The organism is Micromonospora sp. NPDC005979 (assembly GCF_040614415.1).
Taxonomy (GTDB): domain Bacteria; phylum Actinomycetota; class Actinomycetes; order Mycobacteriales; family Micromonosporaceae; genus Micromonospora.
On the sequence record NZ_JBEXUR010000013.1, the window covers coordinates 139,292 to 154,036 of the forward strand.

The following is a 14,745-nucleotide window of genomic DNA, read 5'->3' on the forward strand; positions in this document are numbered from 1 at the left end:
TCGCGAGGCCGTCTCTCGTCACCTTCTCGGCTGTTGGCACAGCCGCGGTTGCCGTGTTTGCACCGGGCTTCCCCGGGGGCCGGCGATCACCCTCACCCGCAGGTCACGTTCCCAGTGGCCTCGGTCTTGGTGCAACGACACCAACGAATTTCGTCATGAGGGACGTCAAGAGAGGGGACCCATGCCCGCCAGGCGTGAATCGTTCGTCCAGACATTGCGTGCCCAGTGGCTCGGCCAGCAGATGCGACAGTTGCGGGAGCAGCGGGGCATCACTCTCAAGCAGGCGGCCGAGTTCCTGGAGCGAGACTTCTCGTCCATCGCCCGCTGGGAACGTGCCGAGTGGCCGTTTCGACGGGGCGTCGTCGAATCGCTTCTCGATCTCTACGGCGAGCACGACGGGCGCGAGCGTAGCCGCTTCCTCCAACTTGCCGAGGACGCCTGGCGGACCGACCGTTGGGACGACGACTACGACGAGTTGGTCGACGCCTCATTCATCGACTTTCCCTGGTTGGAGAGCAGAGCGGAGCGTATCTGCTCGTGGGACGCCTTTCTCATGCCGGGGCTCATGCAGACGGCGGCCTACGCGGAAGCGGTGATCCGTAACGCCGAGGGGGAGCAGGCATCGGATTTCTCGGTGCGCAAGTGGCTGCAATTGAGAGTCGACCGCCAGCGTGTGCTCAGTCGCGATCGCGCCATCCAGGTGGCGGCCGTCATCGACGAAAGCGTTCTTCGCCGACCGGTCGGTAGCCCTGCCGTGATGCGCGGCCAACTACGACACCTCGTCGAGTTGATGCGGCGGCAGAACATCGACCTTCGGGTGCTGCCATCACGGGTTGGCCTGCACGCCGGGCTCGACGGCTCATTCGTCCTCTTCGGAATGCCCAAGCCCTATCCCGAGGTGGCCTATGCCGAGACTCTGGGTGGGCGCCGATTCATGGAATCTCCGAAGTCGAGACGCTACGCGCTTGCGTACCATCGCCTTCAGGATGTCGCGCTCGATCAGCGCGAGGCGGCCGAGCTGATCGCGAAGATCACGGAGGAACTGCCATGAACGAATCCCTACCGGCTGTGGCCTGGCATATCAGCACTCGAAGCAACAGCAACGGCGGGAGCTGCGTCGAGGCGGGGCCTGTTCTCGATGGCTCTGGACGGGTGGCGGTGCGCGACAGCAAGGACCGTGCGGCGGCGACCCTCGTCTACGGCGTCAGCGGCTGGACCGCGTTCGTCAACGGGGTCAAGGACGGCAGGTTCACCCGTACCGATCCGTGATCGACTCGACATCGCCGATGTCGGGGTGTCCCGGTCGGGTTGATAGCCCGACTTCGGCGATGTCGAGTTGATCAGAAGTCGGTGGCGGCAAACACTGGCCGGCAGGCACCATCGCGCCATGGAAGCGCGTGAAGTGGCGGACCTGCTCGACCAGGCGGTGCATAGGCTGCGGCGCACCGTCGAGTATGGCGAATCCGACGACGGGTCGGAGCTGCTCCAGCAGGCGGGCGAGGCCGGTCCGGTGGCCGTCCGGCTGGCGGTCGGTCGGCTTGCCGATCCGGACCGCGTGGTGCGTGCGGCGGCGTGCGACCTGCTCGGCTTCGCCAGCGACGTGCACGGGGACGACCTGCGCGTGGACGCCGCGACGGCCCTGATCTCGCTGGCCGCCACCGAGACCGATCCCGAGGTGCACTGGTCGATCGCCCGCGCCTTGGGTGCGACCTGCGACCCTCGCGCGCTGCCGACCCTGGTCACCCTCGCGCGAAGTCCCGACAGCGACGTACGCTTCCAGGTTGCCGTCGCGGTGCCGATGGTGCTCGACGACCCGCCGGCCGAGGCCGGCGAGGCGGTGTTGATCGACCTCTGCGCCGATCCCGACGCGAGGGTTCGGGAGTGGGCCACCTTCGGGCTCGGCTGGGTGAGCACCGCGGACGGGAACGCCGTCCGGCAGGCGCTGTGGGACCGTACCCGCGACGTCGACTCGGAGGTACGCGCGGAAGGCGCCCGCGGACTGGCCCGACGGCGGGACCCGCGGGCACTCCCGCTGGTACGCGAGTTGCTCGCCCAGGAAGAGGTCCACAACTTCACCATCAAGGCCGCCGCGTACCTCGGCGACCCGTCGCTGCTGTCGCTGCTGGCCGGCTTCGATCCCGACGCCGACCACGTCGCCGAGGCCCTGCGCGAGTGCGATCCGGTGCGCCGTGACCGGCGGACCGACCTGGCCTGGCGGCTACTGCTCGCCGTGCACTCGCGTCGCCCCGGCTGGGAGGTCACCGTCGCGGGCGAGCGCTGCGACCTCGACCTGAATCTCGACATCACCGGTGACGCCGACCGCTCGGGCTACTGGTGTGTGGACGGGTTGCTGCGCCGGGCCGGCGGCGATCCCGAGCGCGCGGCCGACCTGGCGATCGCGGACCTGGGACCGGCCTGAGCCGCGCGGGGGCGCTGATCGACTCCACAGCGCCGATGTCGGGGTGTCCCGGTCGGGTTGATAGCCCGACTTCGACGATGGCGAGTTGATCAAACGGGGTGGCCCCGCGTGCTCACAGCCATCTCACAGGGGGTCTGGATAGGGTGCGCGGTGAGTCAACGTCCGACTCCATGGTGGAGCGGTCGGCTGTCGCACAGGAGTTCCGATGGTCTTCAAGAAGATGTTGAGCGCGTTCGGTGTGGGTGGTCCCAGCGTGGACACTGTGCTGGCCAACCCCAACACCCGGCCCGGCCTGACCCTCGACGGGGAGGTCAGAATCGTCGGTGGTGACAACCCGGCGGCCATCGAGCAGGTGGTGATCGGCCTGGTCACCCGGGTCGAGGTCGAGGGCCACGACACGGAGTACGCCGGCACCATGGAGTTCCACCGGATGGCGGTCAGCGGGGCCTTCCAGCTCGCGCCCAAGCAGGAGCTGTCGATCCCGTTCCAGCTCCCGGTGCCGTGGGAGACCCCGATCACCGACGTGTACGGCCAGCGCCTGCACGGCATGACGATGGGCCTGCGGACCGAGCTGTCGGTGGCCCGCGCGGTCGACAAGACCGACCTGGACCACGTTGCGGTGCACCCGTTGCCGGTGCACGAGCGGATCCTGGAGGCGTTCCAACGGCTGGGTTTCCGGTTCAAGACCGCTGACCTGGAGCGCGGCCACATCCGGGGCGTGCAGCAGACGCTGCCGTTCTACCAGGAGATCGAGTTCTTCGCCTCGCCGCAGTACGCGAGCACGATCAACGAGGTCGAGCTGACCTTCGTGACCAGCCAGCGTGGTGTCGAGGTGATCCTGGAGTGCGACAAGCGCGGCGGCTTCCTCAGCGCCGGGCACGACGCGTTCGGCCGCTACCAGGTGTCACACGCCGACGTCGACCGGGTCGACTGGGCGCAGGTCGTCGACGGTTGGCTGCGGGAGACCACGTCCCGCTACGGCAACCTCCGGTCCCAGTACGGCCACGGTCACGGCTACGGTCCGGGTCACGGCCACGGTCACGGCCGTGGCGGCATGGGTGTGGGCGGCATGGTCGCCGGCGCGGCGCTCGGTGTCGCCGGCGGCATGATCGCCGGCGAGATGATCGAGGACGCCTTCGAGGGCGACTTCGGCGACTTCGGCGGCGACGAGTAACGCGTTCCGTAGACGACGGTGGCCTCCGGGAGAACTCTCCCGGAGGCCACCGTTTCACGTACGGCGCGTCAGCGCCCGCGCATGCTCCGCTCCTTGCCGGACCGGCGCTCGGAGCCGGCCTTCGACAGGCCCCGGCTGACCAGGTAACCACCGGTCAGGATGCTCAGGAACAGCCACGTCTGGCTCGGGTTGTTGATGTTCAACCCGTTGGCGGTGGTGCCCTTCCAGAACGCGGCGATCACGAGGAGCGCGACGGCGGCGGCGTAGACCCAGAATTCCGTCGTCAGGAACGCCTGCTTGGTCTCCGTACCCGGCGACGGCATCGGGTCTCGGTGCCCGTCGCGCATTGCCGGCATCTGCTGCGTGTCCCGCATCATGGCGGGGTTCTGCGGGTCGTTCATGGGCCGGTTCATCGGCCGGGTGGAAGCAGCCTGCGTGCTCATCTGGTCCTCCTCAGGATGCGATGAGTCGTACCTGCCTTCCCTCGCCCCGCTACCGCGTTTCGGCCACGGCACGGTTCGCTTGCACGGCGGGGACGCCCACCGACTACCCGAGGCCGCCGACCAGGTAACACTCCCTGGCCCGGAAAAGAATCGACGACGCGCTGCCGCGCCCGCATCACGCCCGGTCGCGCGAAGTGTCCGTTTCCAAGGCGTACGAGTGCTGCGGGTTTCGTCCACGGGTGGTCGGGCACGCAGTCGGTTCCACAGCTTCTGTGAGGTGATGGACGTGCGTGAGGACGACATGCGGCAGGAGGCCGCCCGCCAGGCCGAGAACCGGATCGCCGGCGGCGTGTACGGCGAGGGCGCCCTCGACGAGGTGACGGTGCCCCCCACCGACGTGGAGTCCCAACTCCAACGTGACGACCCGCTCGATCCGGCGCAGGAACGGGTCGACCCGCGGGTGCTGCACGACGGCGGCCCGGTCGGCGGGCAGGGCGCGGTGACGACCACCGGTGGCACCGCCGGGCCGGCGAGCGTACGCCGGGTGGCCCGCCAACCGGAGCGACACCCCGGCAAGGTGGCGCCGACGACCACCGGCGACGCCACCACCGGCGGCCTGAGCACGCCGACCGGCGGCAGCACCAGCGACCAGTCCACCTCGGCGACCGGTCCGGGCAAGTCCATCCGGGACCGCTCGACCGACCGGCGGTGATCCCACCCGTGCCCCCGCCGACCAGCCGGTCGGCGGGGGCACGTCGGGTGTCTGGTCAGCCGCAGGGCCGCAGGACGCCCAGACGCTGGGTGGCCCGGGTGAGCGCCACGTACAGGTCGCTGCGCCCGCGCGGCGACTCGGCCACCATCCGGTCCGGGTCGACGACCAGCACCGAGTCGAACTCCAACCCCTTCGCCTGGGCGACGGTCAGCACGACCACCCGGCTCTCCAGCTCCGGGTTCTCGCCCACCGTGGCCTCGGGCAGCGCGGCGGTCAGCGCCGAGCCGAGCGTGTCGACCAGGCTGGCCGGCACGATGACACCGACCCGGCCCTCGGCCAGCCCGGCGGCCTCGCGGGTCACCGCCGACACCAACTCGGCGGGTAGCTGCCCGTCGGGCACCGCCCGGTCCCACGGGGGTACGCCGCTCTCCCGCACCGAGCGCGGTGGCCGCAACTCCGGGTCGATCTCGGTGAGCACCTCGGCGGCGACCGCCATGATCTCGGCCGGCGTGCGGTAGCTGACCGTCAGCTCGGTCAGTCGCCACCGCTGCGCCACGTACGGGGCGAGGGCGTCGGCCCAGGAGGGCGTGCCGGCGAGCGCGCCGGTCTGCGCCACGTCCCCGACGATCGTCATGGACCGGCTCGGGCAGCGGCGCATCAGCAGCCGCCACGCCATCGGCGACAGCTCCTGTGCCTCGTCCACGATGATGTGGCCGAACGCCCACGTGCGGTCGGCGGCGGCGCGCTGCGCGGTGGTCAGCCGGTCGGCCTCCTCCTGCCGTTCCAGCAGCCGATCCGCGTCGATGAGGTCGGTCACGCCGAGGATCTCACCGCCCTCGGCCTCGTCCTCCACGTCGATCGACCGGGAGCCCCGGGCGATCTCCAGCACACCCTCGGCGTACTCCCGTTCCATGAGGCGGATGCGCTCGCGCCGGGCGGCGGCGGCCCGCTCGTCCTCGCCGAGCAGCTCGGCCGCCTCGTCCAGCAGCGGCACGTCGGCGGGCGTCCAGCCGCCCGGCTCGCGGCGCAGCAGCGCCCGCTCGTCGCCGGTGAGCATCGGCGCGGCGGCGGCGATCCGGTCCGGGTCCGCGTACAGGTCCGCGAGCAGTCGCTGCGGGGTGAGCACCGGCCACAACCGGTCGAGTACGGCCTGGATCTCCGTCTCCTCGCGCAGCTCCCGACGGATCTCGGCGCGGTCGGCCTCGTCGAGCAGGTTGTCGCCGCCCAGCGGGTCGGCGCCGATCCGCTCGGCCACCTGGTCGGCGAGCGCGTGCACGATCTCCACGTCGAACAGCGCCCGGGCCAGGTTGTGCGGACGGTCGGTGCGGCGTACCCGATCCCGCGCGACGCGCACGGTCTCCGGATCGAGGGTCAGCACCTCGCGCTCCACCTCGATCTCCAGCGGCTCGTCCGGCACCCACTGCCGGTCCCGCACAGCGAGGGCCAGCACCTCGGCGAGCACCGCGCGGCCCTTGAGCGCCGCGGTCTGGGCCGGCTCGGAGCGCTGGGCACTCACTCCGGGGAACAGGTCGCCCTGGGTACGCAGCAGCACGCCCGTCTCGGCCAGCGTGGGAAGCACCTGGGAGATGTAGCGCAGGAACGTCGCGTTCGGCCCGACCAGCAGCACGCCACGGCTGGACAGCTCGCGTCGGTGTGTGTAGAGCAGGTACGCCGCCCGGTGCAGCGCGACGGCGGTCTTGCCGGTGCCGGGGCCGCCCTGGACCACCAGCACGCCGGGCAGGTCGGCGCGGATGATCCGGTCCTGCTCGGCCTGGATGGTCTCCACGATGTCGCGCATCCGGCCGGTCCGACCGGCGTTGAGCGCGGCCAGCAGGGACGCCTCGCCGGTCAGCTCCTCGTGCCCGCCGGGGGAGGCGCTGTCGATGTCGAGGACCTCGTCGTTGAGCCCGGTCACCTTGCGCTGGCGGGTACGCAGGTGCCGGCGGCGGCGTACGCCCTGCGGGTTGGCGGCGGTGGCGAGGTAGAACGGCCGCGCGGCCGGGGCACGCCAGTCCATCAACAGCGGGTCGTAGTCGCCGCTGGTGTCGAAGATCCCGATCCGGCCGATGTAGCGGCGGGAGTCGTCGTCGCCGTCGAGCCGTCCGAAGCAGAGGCCATTCTCCACGGCGGAGAACTGCTCGACCTGGTCGGCGTACATGGCTACGGAGCTGTCGCGCTGGGAGCGGTCCTGGAGGGTGCCGCCGGTGTTGCGCAGCTCAGCGGTGAGCCGGTGGGCGGCCTGCTCACGCAACCCGTCCAGACGGTCGTAGAGCATCGAGACGTACTCCTGCTCGCGGCCGATCTCGTCGTCGACCGGCAATTCACCGGGACCGCCGGAGTGCCTTGACAAGCCGTCTCCCTAAACGTTAGAATCCAATGCTAGAACGGCATTTAATGCCGTTCTTTTTTGTGCCCTCGAATTGTTGAAGATAGCGCGGGCGACCCGCTGTCACCAAGCCGACGGGGCCGATGCGGGTCACACAGGTACGCCGGGCCGACCGTGTGGTCGACCCGGCGTGGGAGTGTGCGGAGATCAGCCGCGAGCCACCTGGTAGAGCCGCTGGGGCGTGACCGCTCCGGCGAGCACCCGCCCGTCGTCGGTGAGCAGCACGCTGAACAGCTTGCCGGTGAGCAGCCGCCCGCTGCCCCAGTCGCCACTGACCGCCGGCAGGCCACCGAGCAGCTTCGACAGGTCGGCGTCCGGCGCGGCGTCGGCCGGCTTCTGGCCCGCACCGGCGTCGGCCGGCTTCTGGCCCGCACCGGCGGCGGCCGGCTGCTGGCCCTCGGCGGCGTCGAGGCGGGCGACCAGGACGGTGGTCCAGCCGTCGCCGACCGTGCGCACCTGGGGGTCCCGACCCGGTGCGACGGGTGCCGGCCGGCCGGCGGTCGGCCGCTCGGCGGTCTCCTCGGTGACGCTCACCCCGGGAGGCGGGTTGAAGGCGAACTGGTCGGCGTCGGGGCGGCGGTAGTCGACCTGGGTGAACGCCATCTCGAAGGCCGGTTGGTCGCTACCGGAGGCGAGCACCTCGAAGCGCAGCGGCACGTGCTGCTTCGCGTCGATGGCGATCCGGAGCTGGTGCACCAGCGAGTCACGGTCACGCGGCGCGAGCACCAGCTCGTAGGCGTCCCGACCGGCGACGGTGGCCGAGCGGCCGACGCTGACCTCGGTGCTCGGATCGATCGCGCTCAACGCCAGGTCGGCGGCCTCCCGGGGAGTGGCCGGCAGGCTCGGCGTCGCCTCTGGCTTCGCGGCGCCCGTCGAGTCTCCCAGGGCGCGGTGGCGGGCGGTGTTGCCGCGGCTCTCCCAGGTCCACACGTCCCGACCGTTGCGGATGATGTCCCGCTGGCCGAGCGTGTCCACCAGCGCGACGCGCTGGCGGTCCGGGCCGGAGTACCACACCCGCAGGGTGTGCGTGCCGCTCAGCAGGGCGGTCAGGTCGTTGCCGGGCACCAGCCCGACGAGCGGCGGCAGGCCGAGGTCGGCGCGTTGCACGACCGTCCCGGACAATCCCTCCAGGGAGGAGGTCTGGAGGTCCACCAGGAGCTGGGCGGCGGTACGCGGCGGCAGGCTCGGCTCGGCCTCGGCGGCGAACGTGCCGACGGCGGCGCCGCCACCGATGACGGCGACGCCGGCGGCCACCGGGACCAGCCACCGCAGGACGGGACGACTTCTCAGGATCGACATGGTGCACACCTCCTGCCCGACATCCTGCCCGCTCGGCGCTGTGAACGCGCTGAGGACGCCGAACCGCGAGCTGTGACCCGGGTGGCACCCTTGAGGTGTGCGGTTGTTGGTGGTGGAGGACGAGGCCCGGCTGGCGGCTGCCCTGCAACGTGGTCTGCAGGCCGAGGGGTTCGCGGTCGACGTGGCGGCGACCGGCCCAGAAGGCCTGGACGCGGCACGCCACGGCGGGTACGACGCGATGATCCTCGACGTCATGCTGCCCGGGCTCTCCGGCTACGAGGTGGTGCGCCGGCTGCGCGCCGAGCAGCACTGGCTGCCGGTGCTGATGCTGTCGGCCAAGGATGGCGAGTACGACCAGGCCGACGGCCTGGACTGCGGCGCCGACGACTACCTGACCAAGCCCTTCTCGTACGTGGTGCTGCTGGCCCGCCTGCGGGCGTTGCTGCGCCGGGGAGCGCCGGAGCGCCCCGCCGTGCTGGCGGTCGGCGACCTGCGGCTCGATCCGGCCCGTCGGCGGGTGACCCGGGCCGACGCCGAGGTGACGTTGACCGCGCGCGAGTACGCCCTGCTGGACTATCTGATGCGCCGCCCCGGCCAGGTCATCTCCAAGATCGAGCTACTGGACCACGTGTGGGACGCCAGCCTGGAGACGGCGCCCAACGTGGTCGAGGTGTACGTCGGCTACCTGCGTCGCAAGCTCGGCCGGGATCGGCTGGAGACCATCCGGGGCGCCGGCTACCGGCTGGCGACGTGACCTCCGCCGACCCGCCGCGCGGCTGGTCGCCCCGCCGGGGCCTGCACGGCCTGGGGCTGCGGGGCCGCCTCCTGGCGCTCGGCGTGTTCGGCCTCACCATCGGTCTCGCCCTCGGCGGGGTGGTGCTGCTCGGCGCGCTCCGTTTCGTGCTCCAACGCAACGTGGACACCGAGGCGTTCCGGACCGCCGACGCGGTCGCCCTGCTCGCCGCCGAGGACGCGCTGCCCGACCCGCTGCCGGTGGCTGGCGGGCAGGTCCGGGTCCAGGTGATCGACGCGCAGGGGCGGGTCCGGGCGGCCTCGATCGACGCGGACCGGCTGGTCCCGATGGCCCGCCCCGAGTGGTTGGACACCGGCCACCGGCAACGCCTGGACGTTCCCGCCGAGCGGGTCGGGCTTCGCGGACCGGTCCGGGTGGTCGCCGTACCCGCCGGCACGTCGGCCGATCCGCTCACCGTGCTGGTCGCCCGCTCGATGGCCGACGTGCGGCAGAGCACGCACGTGGTGCGGACCATCCTGCTGGTGGCGTTCCCACTGCTGGTGGTGGTCCTGGCCGGGGTGGCGTGGCGGGTGGTCGGCGCGACGTTGCGTCCCGTGGAGGCGCTGCGCCGGGGCGCCGAGGAGATCACCGGGCGGGCTGGCGCCGGTCGACTTCCGGTGCCCGCCTCCGCCGACGAGATCCATCGGCTGGCGGTGACCCTGAACGGGATGCTGGGCCGGCTCGAGTCGGCCCGGGCCCGGCAGCGGGCCTTCGTCTCCGATGCCGCGCACGAGCTGCGGAGCCCGCTGGCCAACATCCGTACCGAGTTGGAGGTGGCCCAGCGGCTCGCCGACCGGACGGACTGGACGGCGGTGACCGGCAACCTGCTCGCCGACACCGAGCGGTTGAGCCGGCTGGTCGACGACCTGCTGCTGCTGGCCCGCCTGGACGAGATGCCGGCGTCGCGGGGCACCGGTCCGGTCGACCTGGCGGCGCTTCTGAGCGAGGTCGCCGCCCGGTATCCGTCGCCGCCGGTGCGGGTGGAGCCGTCACCGGGGCCGCTGTGGACGGCCGGGAACGAGGCCGAGCTACGGCGGGTGCTGGCCAACCTCGTCGACAACGCGGTCCGGCACGCGCAGAGCAGCGTCGTCCTCGCGGTCGAGCCGCACGAGACCGCGTACCACCTGGTAACGGTGACCGACGACGGCCCCGGGATCGCGGCGGCCGATCGTGGCCGGGTCTTCGACCGGTTCACGAGGTTGGACGACGGTCGGGGCCGCGACCACGGCGGCGCCGGCCTCGGCCTCGCCATCGTGTGGGAGCTGGTGCGCCGTGCGGGCGGCACCATCACCCTGGCCGACGCCGACGGCCCGCACGGCCTACGGGTACGCCTGCTGCTCCCGGCGACGCCGGCCGGGGGCGAGCCGCCACCGACGGTTGCCCGACCCTGAGTACGGCGGACGTCAGCGACGGCGGGTGCAGACCTGGTTGGCGCTCGCCACGGTGTCGGTGGACCAGACGACCGCGACGGTGAAGCAGTAGTCGTTGGCGCGGTTCAGCGCGTACACGATGTAGCTGTCGGTGCCGGCGGGCAGCGTGGCGATCGCGGTCTTCTCCTGCCCGGCCCGGCCGGCGGAGACGATGACCGGCCCCTCGCCGCCGGCCGGGTACGTCCAGCGCAGGGCGATGTTGTCCCGGTTGTCGCGCAGCGACACCGTGCCGGGCGGGGTGCCCGGCGCGGCGGCCGGCGCGGTCGTGCCGGCGGTCGGGGCGCCGGTGGTCGGGGACGCGGCCGTGCCGCTCGGGCCGGTGCTCGGTGCCGGCCCGGACTTCGGGTCGTCCCCGTCGCCGACGCGCGCCACGCCGGCGATCACCGCCGCCGTGCCCAGCAGCACCACGACCACGCCGGCCACCAGCACCGGCACCAGCCTGTTGCGTGTCGCTGCCGGCGCCCGGTGCACGGGCACCGGCAGCAGCCGCGACGGCGTGTACGGCGTCAGCGGCGCCGACGGTCGGTCCGGTTCGGACGACGCGCCGGGACGGTACAGCCGGTACACGCCGGACGACTCTTCGGTGCCGCCCGTGAACCCGGCCACCGACGGTGGCACCGGCGCGACGGTGGGGTGCGGGACGGGATCGTCCGTCGGGTCCGGCGGCCAGCGCAGGCCCGGGACATCGTCCGGCTCGTCGGCCGGCGGCCAGCGGAAGTCCGGGGAGCCGTCCGGCTCGTCGGCCGGTACCCGCGGATTCGGTACCGGGCCGCCGCTGGAGACTCCGGAACCAGCCAGGCCCTCGTCGGTACGGCCGGCGGGAGCAGCGGCCTGCGGGGCCGGCGGGTAGTAGGCGGCATCGAGCGGCCGATCGGGCTGAGGCGGCGGCGTGCGCGCGGCCGGCACCACCGGTGCGTCCCGGACGGCGGACGTGTCGTCGGCGCAGACGTGGTCGGGGTTGGCGGCGGCCCGGGCCAGCGACGCGACCTGGAGGGCCAGCGGATCGTCGGCGCTCAGATGCTGCCGGCACAGCTCGCGGGCCAGCGCGAGGTTGTCGTGCGCCTCGGCGAACTGCCCGCAGTCGCGCTGCATCGACCCGAGCCGGGCCAACATCTTGATGCCGCTGGGGTGGCCGTCGCCGTACACCTCGCGGTGCAGCTCCCAGGCGTCCTGGAGACGGTCGCGGGCGACCGTGCACTGGCCCCGGGCGTACTCGACGGTGGCCAGGTCGGCGTGTGCGGCCAGCACCCGCAGTGACTCGGGACCGTCCTGCGCGGTCAGCTCGATGATCACGTCCTGGTACAGCCGGGCGGCCCGGGAGTGACTGCCCACCCGGTGCAGTACGGCGGCCAGGGTCGCGGCGGCGGCCACCGTGCGGGGGTCGGAGCGGCCGTGCAACCGGGTCGTGGCCGCGTACGCGAAGGCGGCCCAGCCGCGGGCGGAGTGCGGCTCGCCGAGGGCGACGAGTACCCGCGCCTGGAGGCTGGCCGCCTCGGCCAGCTCCGGCGTGGCGTTGGCCGGGCGGGGGTCGGCGTCGGTGAGCGCGTCGGAGAGCAGCCGTTGGGCACCGGCGATGTCGCCAGCGGACACGAGGTGGTGCGCCTGGTCAGTCAACTCGTCGAAGCCGGAGGACACGCCCCATCGTGCTCATCCGACGACGGTAAGTACAAGACCCGCGCCGGTGTCGATCGGTCAGGATCTGCTCAGGTGCTCGGCCAACGTCTCGCTGATTCGGCGTAACTGGTCGACCTGGGCGGGGCTCAGGGCGTCGAAGAGGTGCCGGCGTACGCCGTCCACGTGGCCGGGCGCGGCGGCGGCGAGGGTGGCGAAACCGTCGTCGGTGAGCACCGCGATCTGCCCGCGTCGGTCGGTGGGGCAGTCCTCGCGGCGCACCCAGTCGGCCTCCTCCAGGCGGGCCACGGCGTGCGAGAGCCGGCTGCGCGACGACCCGGACGCCTCGGCCAGCTCGCTCATCCGTAGTTGCCGACCGGGCGCCTCGGAGAGACGGACCAGGATCTCGTAGTAGGCGTGCGGCATTCCGGCATCGCGTTGCAGCTCACGGTCGAGCGTGTCCATCAGCGCTCGGGAGGAGGCGAGGAACGCCCGCCAGGTGCGCTGCTCGTCGGGGTCAAGCCAGCGGGTCATGACGGCCATCATACTCCGGATAGTTGAACGCTCAACAAATTGGCGCTAGTGTGGGGTCATGGGTATCCACCGGCTCAACCACGCGGTTCTCTACGTCAGTGACCTCGCCCGCAGCGTCGCCTTCTACCGCGACGTGCTGGGCTTCACCCCGGTCGAGATGACCCCGGCCGGTTTCCGGGGCGCGACCTTCCTCCAGGCTCCCGACTCCACCAACGACCACGACCTCGGCCTGTTCGAGATCGGCGCGGGCGCCGGGCGCTCGACCGCCGGCCGGTCCACCGTCGGGCTCTACCACCTGGCGTGGGAGGTCGACACCCTCGACGAGCTGGCCGCCACCGCCGAGCGGCTCGCCGCCGCCGGGGCGCTGGTCGGCACGTCCGACCACGGCACCACCAAGAGCCTCTACGGGCAGGATCCGGACGGGCTGGAATTCGAGGTGGTCTGGCTGGTCCCGGCCGACCAGCTCGACGACGCCACGTTGGCCGCCCGCAAGCGGATCGGCCGGCTCGACCTGGCCGCCGAGCGGCAGCGCTACGGCGGGCAGACGCGCGGCGGCGTGGGGATCTCCGTCCCGGCCTGAACGGCCATGGGGTAGAACGGACCGATGCCAACCAACCGGACCGCCGACGTCCTCCGCGAACTGCTGGTCCGCCACCTGGCGACCTGGTTGCCCGTCGCCCTGCACCGCTCCCGCCGCGTGACCGTCGCGCTGGCCTGGGCCGGTGCCGACGGAGGCGGCGCGGAGGCGGCGCTACGGGCGGTCGCCGGTCACGCCACGCAGGTACGCGGCCGGCAGGTGACGATTCTGGCGCTGGCCGACGAGGCCAGCGACCTGCCGGCCCGGCTCGGGCCGGTCGAGGCGGAGTTGCCTCCCGAGGTGACGGTGCACCTGCTGCCCGGCGGCCCCGCCCGGCTGCCGGTGGCGTTGAAGGCGGCCGCCGCGGCCGGGGCGCCGCTGTTCTGCTTCGTCGACCTGGCCGGCCCGGCGCACGCCGAGGTGCTGCGTGCCTGCGCCAACGGCCGCAACGGCGAAGTGCTGCTGCACGCCGCCACCAGCGCCCGCCCGGCCCTCGGCCTCGCCGGCTTCCCGCTGGTCGCCGAGGTGGCGCCGGTGCTGGAGTCGGACGGGGGAGTGGGCGACGCTTCGGACGACGAGGCGCCCGGCGTGATCGCGTTCGGGAGCCGTTCGGACCGGAGCCTGGAGGCGGTCCGCGATGCGCTCTGGACGGTCGGCGCGGGCCTCCGGGTGCGCTACCGCGATCCGGCTGACCCGACGGGCACACCTGTCGAGGTGGCCGAAGACCCGGACCGGGAACCGCTGGCCCGCGAGCTGCTGGCCGAACTACGCCGGAATGGACCGCGCCCGGTCACCGAGCTGCGCCGGCACACCCTGACCGCGACGGTCTACCGCGCCACCGACGCCAACCACGCCCTCGCCACCCTCGTGGACGAGGGCAAGGTAACCCGAGACCGCGAGTCCGGTCGCCTAGCCGGCGACGAACTCATCACCCCAACCCCCTGAGACCCCCGTGATCTTGCAGTTGCTGCGGCGACACGAGGGATGTTTCCGCGCAGAACGTCGACCGAAAGTGCAAGATCGACGAGGTGGAGGGTGGGCGGTCGGGGCGGAGACGCCGAGCGGGGCGCCGGTGAATCACCGGCGCCCCGCTCGACTCCCGGTCGTTACGACCGGGCCTTGTCCTGCTTCCAGGACAGCGGTCCCGGCAGGTCGACGCGGTGTGCCCGGGCCTTGGAGTTCCAGGACCAGCGTCCGATCTTGATGCTCCACGAGGAGAACCCGTTCTCGGTGAAGTTCAGGATCAGCGGACCGATCTTCTTGCGCTTGCGAAACATGAGGCCCATCGGAGCACTCCCCTCGTCAACCGTTCCCTGCCGTGTCGGTATCGAACATTCCCGGCCGGGCGAATTCCGAAACCCCCTCGT

The 14,745-nt window shown here is 72.3% G+C and carries 15 protein-coding genes; 9 read left to right on the forward strand and 6 right to left on the reverse strand.

The annotated features are described in order from the left end of the window. The first annotated feature begins 181 nt into the window (after positions 1–181). From ABZ272_RS22040 to ABZ272_RS22055, 4 genes are all read left to right on the forward strand, one after another. Complete coding sequence (locus ABZ272_RS22040; RefSeq protein WP_355051814.1) at positions 182–1,051, forward strand: helix-turn-helix transcriptional regulator; 870 nt, start codon at positions 182–184, stop codon at positions 1,049–1,051. Then, positions 1,048–1,269, forward strand: coding sequence for a DUF397 domain-containing protein (locus tag ABZ272_RS22045; RefSeq protein WP_355051815.1), 222 nt, complete (start codon positions 1,048–1,050; stop codon positions 1,267–1,269). The genes ABZ272_RS22040 and ABZ272_RS22045 overlap by 4 nt, the downstream gene beginning before the upstream one ends. A gap of 118 nt (positions 1,270–1,387) precedes the next feature. Then, positions 1,388–2,419 (forward strand): HEAT repeat domain-containing protein, encoded by a 1,032-nt coding sequence (locus ABZ272_RS22050; protein WP_355051816.1) that lies wholly within the window; start codon positions 1,388–1,390, stop codon positions 2,417–2,419. Between the two features lie 205 nt (positions 2,420–2,624). Then, positions 2,625–3,593: a sporulation protein gene (locus ABZ272_RS22055; RefSeq protein WP_355051817.1), complete on the forward strand. Its 969-nt coding sequence runs from the start codon at positions 2,625–2,627 to the stop codon at positions 3,591–3,593. 68 nt (positions 3,594–3,661) lie between these two features. Here ABZ272_RS22055 and ABZ272_RS22060 read toward each other — a convergent pair whose 3' ends face one another. Next, a complete protein-coding gene (locus ABZ272_RS22060) occupies positions 3,662–4,036 on the reverse strand; it encodes a hypothetical protein (protein WP_355051818.1) in 375 nt (124 codons plus the stop codon). Between the two features lie 286 nt (positions 4,037–4,322). On the opposite strand from ABZ272_RS22060, the gene ABZ272_RS22065 reads away from it, so the two are divergent. Then, complete coding sequence (locus tag ABZ272_RS22065; protein ID WP_355051819.1) at positions 4,323–4,748, forward strand: hypothetical protein; 426 nt, start codon at positions 4,323–4,325, stop codon at positions 4,746–4,748. 55 nt (positions 4,749–4,803) lie between these two features. On the opposite strand, the gene ABZ272_RS22070 is transcribed toward ABZ272_RS22065, so the two are convergent. Both ABZ272_RS22070 and ABZ272_RS22075 read right to left on the reverse strand, forming a co-directional pair. Then, on the reverse strand, positions 4,804–7,098 hold the full coding sequence (locus ABZ272_RS22070) for an ATP-binding domain-containing protein (protein ID WP_355051820.1): 2,295 nt from the start codon (positions 7,096–7,098) through the stop codon (positions 4,804–4,806). Between the two features lie 183 nt (positions 7,099–7,281). Further along, the gene (locus ABZ272_RS22075) at positions 7,282–8,433 is read right to left on the reverse strand and encodes a sigma-E factor regulatory protein RseB domain-containing protein (protein ID WP_355051821.1); all 1,152 of its coding nucleotides are present in this window, start codon (positions 8,431–8,433) and stop codon (positions 7,282–7,284) included. Between the two features lie 97 nt (positions 8,434–8,530). Between ABZ272_RS22075 and ABZ272_RS22080 the strand changes: the two genes are divergently transcribed. Both ABZ272_RS22080 and ABZ272_RS22085 read left to right on the forward strand, forming a co-directional pair. Beyond that, positions 8,531–9,187, forward strand: coding sequence for a response regulator transcription factor (locus ABZ272_RS22080; RefSeq protein ID WP_355051822.1), 657 nt, complete (start codon positions 8,531–8,533; stop codon positions 9,185–9,187). Between the two features lie 71 nt (positions 9,188–9,258). After that, positions 9,259–10,617, forward strand: coding sequence for an ATP-binding protein (locus tag ABZ272_RS22085; protein ID WP_355051891.1), 1,359 nt, complete (start codon positions 9,259–9,261; stop codon positions 10,615–10,617). A 12-nt stretch (positions 10,618–10,629) separates the two neighbouring features. Here ABZ272_RS22085 and ABZ272_RS22090 read toward each other — a convergent pair whose 3' ends face one another. Together ABZ272_RS22090 and ABZ272_RS22095 are read right to left on the reverse strand one after the other, a co-directional pair. Continuing rightward, positions 10,630–12,291 (reverse strand): tetratricopeptide repeat protein, encoded by a 1,662-nt coding sequence (locus tag ABZ272_RS22090; RefSeq protein WP_355051823.1) that lies wholly within the window; start codon positions 12,289–12,291, stop codon positions 10,630–10,632. Positions 12,292–12,348: 57 nt separating this feature from the next. Further along, a complete protein-coding gene (locus tag ABZ272_RS22095; protein ID WP_355051892.1) occupies positions 12,349–12,810 on the reverse strand; it encodes a MarR family transcriptional regulator in 462 nt (153 codons plus the stop codon). A 49-nt stretch (positions 12,811–12,859) separates the two neighbouring features. On the opposite strand from ABZ272_RS22095, the gene ABZ272_RS22100 reads away from it, so the two are divergent. Both ABZ272_RS22100 and ABZ272_RS22105 read left to right on the forward strand, forming a co-directional pair. Continuing rightward, positions 12,860–13,381, forward strand: a complete 522-nt coding sequence (locus tag ABZ272_RS22100) for a VOC family protein (protein ID WP_355051824.1) — start codon at positions 12,860–12,862, stop codon at positions 13,379–13,381. A 24-nt stretch (positions 13,382–13,405) separates the two neighbouring features. Next, entirely contained in the window at positions 13,406–14,323 is a 918-nt protein-coding gene (locus tag ABZ272_RS22105; RefSeq protein ID WP_355051825.1) for a hypothetical protein, read from the forward strand. Between the two features lie 161 nt (positions 14,324–14,484). On the opposite strand, the gene ABZ272_RS22110 is transcribed toward ABZ272_RS22105, so the two are convergent. Then, positions 14,485–14,664 carry a DUF4236 domain-containing protein gene (locus ABZ272_RS22110; protein ID WP_355051826.1) on the reverse strand — a complete coding sequence of 60 codons (180 nt, stop codon included), beginning with the start codon at positions 14,662–14,664 and terminating at the stop codon, positions 14,485–14,487. Positions 14,665–14,745: the final 81 nt, after the last annotated feature.

Coding starts and splice junctions, on each gene's coding strand:
- ABZ272_RS22055 (WP_355051817.1), top strand. CDS start 2,625: ATGGTCTTCAAGAAGATGTTGAGCGCGTTCGGTGTGGGTGGTCCCAGC.
- ABZ272_RS22105 (WP_355051825.1), top strand. CDS start 13,406: ATGCCAACCAACCGGACCGCCGACGTCCTCCGCGAACTGCTGGTCCGC.
- ABZ272_RS22110 (WP_355051826.1), bottom strand. CDS start 14,664: ATGGGCCTCATGTTTCGCAAGCGCAAGAAGATCGGTCCGCTGATCCTG.
- ABZ272_RS22100 (WP_355051824.1), top strand. CDS start 12,860: ATGGGTATCCACCGGCTCAACCACGCGGTTCTCTACGTCAGTGACCTC.
- ABZ272_RS22050 (WP_355051816.1), top strand. CDS start 1,388: ATGGAAGCGCGTGAAGTGGCGGACCTGCTCGACCAGGCGGTGCATAGG.
- ABZ272_RS22040 (WP_355051814.1), top strand. CDS start 182: ATGCCCGCCAGGCGTGAATCGTTCGTCCAGACATTGCGTGCCCAGTGG.
- ABZ272_RS22075 (WP_355051821.1), bottom strand. CDS start 8,433: ATGTCGATCCTGAGAAGTCGTCCCGTCCTGCGGTGGCTGGTCCCGGTG.
- ABZ272_RS22060 (WP_355051818.1), bottom strand. CDS start 4,036: ATGAGCACGCAGGCTGCTTCCACCCGGCCGATGAACCGGCCCATGAAC.
- ABZ272_RS22095 (WP_355051892.1), bottom strand. CDS start 12,810: ATGGCCGTCATGACCCGCTGGCTTGACCCCGACGAGCAGCGCACCTGG.
- ABZ272_RS22045 (WP_355051815.1), top strand. CDS start 1,048: ATGAACGAATCCCTACCGGCTGTGGCCTGGCATATCAGCACTCGAAGC.